The following is a 4517-nucleotide window of genomic DNA, read 5'->3' as shown; positions in this document are numbered from 1 at the left end:
TGGATCACGAGCACCTCGTGGAAGTGCGGCGCCCCGAGTCTGACCGGCAGGTTCGTGCGCCGAGCGAGCTCCTGCGTCCACCGCATGGCCCGTGCCCGGACGTCGAGTGTGTCGAGGTAGACGTTGCTGAGCCGCAGCAGCGTCGGGCCGAGCATGTAGCGCTGTCCGCCGCGCTCCTTCGCGACCAGCCCGTGCTCGCGCAGGGACTTGACGATCCCGTGCACGGTCGAGGGGGGAAGACCCAGTGCGAGAGCCAGATCGGTGATGCCGAGATGGCGCGCACCCTGCAGCAGTTCGAGCACTCTCGCTGCGCGGTCGATGGCCTGGATCACGGGCGGTTCCTCTCTCCGGTTCGTCGTCGAGCCGGACTCTCGCGTCGATCGTCAGGTGGATCTTGACAACTCGACTGCGCCCGAGCATATTCGACATTGACGAATACCTTTCCAATATTGCGAAAGATCGCCACCGCAGAGATCAAGGGAGATCGAACGATGAAGAAGCTCATCAACAACCCCGCCGATGTGCTGGTCGAGTCGCTGCGAGGCGTCGCCCTCGCGCATCCCGAGCTGTCGGTGGACCTGGAGACGCACGTGATCACGCGCGCGACGCCGAAGGCGCAGGGCAAGGTCGCCGTGGTGTCGGGCGGTGGATCGGGACACGAGCCGCTGCACGGCGGCTATGTGGGCGTCGGCATGCTCGACGCGGCCGTGGCCGGCGAGGTCTTCACCTCGCCGACTCCCGACCGCGTGCAGGCCGCCACCAAGGCCGTCGACCGCGGGGCCGGCGTGCTGCACATCGTGAAGAACTACACCGGCGACGTTCTCAACTTCGAGATGGCGGCCGAGCTCGCCTCTATGGAGGGCATCGAGGTCGGCACCGTGATCGTCGACGACGACGTCGCCGTGCAGGATTCGCTCTACACCGCAGGCCGTCGCGGCGTCGGCCTGACCGTGCTGCTGGAGAAGCTGGTCGGAGCGGCTGCCGAGGAGGGGCAGGATCTCGCTGCCGTCGTCGAGCTCGCGAAGCGCATCAACGGGCAGGGTCGCTCGATGGGCATGGCGCTCACCAGCTGCACGGTTCCGGCCGCGGGCAAGCCCACCTTCGACCTGCCGGATGACCAGATGGAGATCGGCATCGGCATCCACGGAGAGCCCGGTCGGCACCGCGAGCCCCTGGCGCCGGCCTCCGAGATCGCCCGTCAGCTCGTCGAGCCCATCATCGCCGACCTCGATGCGGCGGGACCCGCGATCGTGATGCTGAACGGCATGGGCGGATCGCCCCTGATCGAGCTCTACCTGATGTACGGCGAGGTCGCCGCGCTGCTCGAGAAGGCGGGAGTGCAGATCGCGCGCAACCTGGTCGGCGACTACATCACCTCGCTCGACATGGCCGGATGCTCGCTCACGGTGCTCAAGGCCGACGACGAGCTGCTGCGACTGTGGGACGCTCCCGTGAACACCCCCGGGCTGCGGTGGGGAGCATGATGGCGTCGCTCGACACCGCGACACTGAGCGCGTGGATCCGGCGCTTCCGTGACAGCATCTCCGAGAAGCGGGATTGGCTCACCGAGCTCGACTCGGCGATCGGCGACGCCGACCACGGTGCGAACATGAGTCGCGGCATGGATGCGGTCATCGCGAAGATCGACTCGGGAGTGCCCGACACGGTCGACGATCTGCTCAAGACCGTGGGGATGACCCTGGTGAGCTCGGTCGGGGGCGCGAGCGGCCCCCTCTACGGCACGCTGTTCCTGCGCATGGGGATGGTGGCGGGACCTGCGACCGAACTCGACGCCGCCGCGCTCGGCGCCGCACTGCGCGGCGGGCTCGACGGAATCGTGGCGCGGGGCAAGGCCGAGGCGGGCGACAAGACCATGTTCGACGCGATGGCGCCCGCGGTCGATGCCTTCGACGCGGCGCTCACGGCAGGTGCGGATCTGGAGGCGGCGACGGCAGCGGCGGCGCAGGCCGCGGCGGTCGGCCGCGATGCCACCGAACCCCTCGTGGCGCGGAAGGGGCGCGCGAGCTATCTCGGTGAACGCAGTGCGGGCCACCTCGACCCCGGTGCGGCATCGACCACCCTGCTGTTCGAGACGCTCGCGCAGGCCGTGGCGGAACCGTCCTGATGATCGGGATCGTCGCCGTCTCCCACAGCGCTCGGCTCGGGGAGGCGGCGCTGGAGCTCGCCCTGCAGATGGTGCGCGGCGGGGGAGCGCGCGTGAAGGTCGCAGCCGGTGCGGGCGCGGATGCCGACGGCACGCCGATCCTCGGGACCGACGCCGTCGCGGTCGCTGCGGCCATCGACGACCTCGCGGTCGACTGCGACGGGGTCCTCGTGATCATGGATCTCGGATCGGCCGTGCTCAGCGCGGAACTCGCGCTCGAGCTCCGCATGAGCGACGTGCCGGTGCGCCTGGCTCCCGCGCCGTTCGTGGAAGGGCTCCTCGCCGCAGTGGTGTCCGCAGCGGCCGGTGCGTCGCTCGACGTCGTCGCCGGGGAGGCATCGGCCGCGCTCGCGGCGAAGACCGGCCAGCTCGACAGTCCCGCGGCGGGCGTCGATCCCGTGGACACGGCGTCGACCGAGCGCGCGGGCGCCGTGACGCGCGTGGTCTCCGTGCGCAACCCGCTGGGCATCCACGCGCGGCCTGCCGCGCTGATCGCCGAGGCATCGTCGGGGGCCGACGTGCGGATCCGGCGGCTGCCCGACGGCCCGGAGGCCCCGGCTGTCAGTCTGTCGCGACTGCTGATGCTCGGCGCCGCGCAAGGGGACGAGGTCGAGGTGTCGGCGCTCGGGCCGGACGCCGACGCGGTGCTCGCACGACTGGTCGAGCTGTTCGATGACGGGTTCGGCGAAAGAACAGGCCCCGTCGCCGCTGCGCCGGAGCCCGCCGCACGATCCGCCGAGCCCCACACGGAGGCGGAGCCCGTCGCGTCCGGCGCTGTGCTGCGCGGCCGCGGCGTGAGCGCGGGCAGCGCCACTGCCGAGGCCGTGCTCCTCGCTGCCCCTATCGCCGAACCCGACGGCAGCGCGGTGGTCGGAGTCGAGGATCGCGAGAGGGAGGTGTCGGCGATCGAACGGGCAGCCGTAGCGGTTGCCGACGACCTGCGTGCGCGCGCATCGGCGGCGACCGGCGAGGCGCGCGGGATCCTCGACGCGTCGCGGCTGCTGGCCACCGACCCCGAACTGGTCGCCGAGGCGGCCGAGCTCGTGCGGTCGAGGGGGCGCACGGCCGCCCGAGCGGTGTGGGAGGCCGCGGTGGCGCACGAGAGGGGATTCGCCGCCCTCGGTGGGAGGACCGCCGAGCGCGCCACCGACATCCGCGACGTGCGCGATCGGATCATCGCGCAGATCCTCGACACCGACATGCCCGGTGTCCCTGTGCGCGAAGAGCCGTTCGTGCTCGTGGCCGCAGACCTCGCGCCGGCGGACACCGCCGCCCTCGACGGTGGCGGCTGCGTCGGACTCGTCACGGAACAGGGCGGCCCGACCTCGCACACGGCGATCATCGCGCGCTCGCTCGGCATCCCCGCCGTGGTCGCCGTGGTCGGCGCGACCGGGATCCCGGCGGGTGCCGTGGTGCTCGTCGACGGCGACCGGGGCACGGTCGAGGTCGACCCGGACAGCACGCGCATGGCCGAAGCGAAGGCCGCGGCGATCTCGGTGCCGTTCGACGGCGAGGGTGTGCTCGCCGACGGGCATCGCATCGCTCTGCTGGCCAACGTCGGGGGAGCGGCGGAGGCGGTTCTGGCCGCGGCGTCGCATGCCGAGGGGGCGGGGTTGTTCCGCACGGAGTTCTGCTTCCTCGACCGCGTCGACGCGCCCTCGATCGAGGAGCAGGTGGCTGCGTACCGAGGCGTCCTGGCAGCGTTCCCCGGGCGGAGGGTCGTCGTACGCACTCTCGATGCGGGCAGCGACAAGCCGCTGCCGTTCGCGAATGCCGATACGGAGGAGAATCCCGCTCTCGGAGTGCGCGGGCTGCGGATCGCGCGCCGGGCACCGCAGCTTCTCGACGATCAGCTGAAGGCTCTCGCGCTCGCCGCCGCGGCGGAGGCTGCGCTGGTCGAGGTGATGGCCCCCATGGTGGCCACCGTGGACGAGGCGCGCGGCTTCGCCGACCGCGCGCGTGCCGCGGGACTCTCGACGGTCGGGGTCATGGTCGAGACGCCGTCCGCCGCGCTCCTCGCCTCCGAGATGCTCGAGGTCGTCGACTTCGTGAGCGTCGGAACCAACGATCTCGCTCAGTACACCCTGGCTGCGGATCGTCTGCTCGGTGAGCTCGGGGATCTGAACGATCCGTGGCAGCCTGCCGTGCTGCGACTGATCGGGGAGGCCGGAGCTGCCGGCCGCCGGTGGAGCCTGCCCGTGGGAGTCTGCGGCGAGGCCGCAGCCGATCCGGCCCTGGCGCCCGTCCTGGTCGGCCTCGGAGTCACGTCGCTGTCGATGGCGCCCCGTGCACTGGGCCGCGTGTCGGCGGCGCTCGCCGAGGTCACGGGCGAGCAGTGCGCCGCCGCCGCGCA

At 71.8% G+C, this 4517-nt stretch carries 4 protein-coding genes; 3 read left to right on the top strand and 1 reads right to left on the bottom strand.

Annotated elements, in window-relative coordinates:
- A partial coding sequence (locus RWO82_RS15160) for a helix-turn-helix domain-containing protein (protein ID WP_314428361.1) occupies positions 1-332 on the bottom strand: 332 nt, incomplete at its 3' end.
- A 159-nt stretch (positions 333-491) separates the two neighbouring features.
- Here RWO82_RS15160 and dhaK point away from each other — a divergent pair.
- From dhaK to ptsP, 3 genes are all read left to right on the top strand, one after another.
- Positions 492-1484, top strand: a complete 993-nt coding sequence (gene dhaK / locus RWO82_RS15155; protein WP_314428360.1) for a dihydroxyacetone kinase subunit DhaK — start codon at positions 492-494, stop codon at positions 1482-1484.
- On the top strand, positions 1484-2125 hold the full coding sequence (gene dhaL, locus RWO82_RS15150; RefSeq protein ID WP_314428362.1) for a dihydroxyacetone kinase subunit DhaL: 642 nt from the start codon (positions 1484-1486) through the stop codon (positions 2123-2125). The genes dhaK and dhaL overlap by 1 nt, the downstream gene beginning before the upstream one ends.
- The coding region (ptsP, locus tag RWO82_RS15145; RefSeq protein ID WP_314428359.1) for a phosphoenolpyruvate--protein phosphotransferase at positions 2125-4517 on the top strand (2393 nt) is incomplete at its 3' end. The genes dhaL and ptsP, both read left to right, overlap by 1 nt.

Source organism: uncultured Microbacterium sp. (assembly GCF_963521645.1).
Lineage (GTDB): Bacteria > Actinomycetota > Actinomycetes > Actinomycetales > Microbacteriaceae > Microbacterium.
This window is presented reverse-complemented; position numbering and strand designations above follow the sequence as displayed.

What these genes read in the sequence shown, in the direction of transcription:
- dhaK (WP_314428360.1), top strand. Translation starts at nt 492, where the DNA reads ATGAAGAAGCTCATCAACAACCCCGCCGATGTGCTGGTCGAGTCGCTG.
- dhaL (WP_314428362.1), top strand. Translation starts at nt 1,484, where the DNA reads ATGGCGTCGCTCGACACCGCGACACTGAGCGCGTGGATCCGGCGCTTC.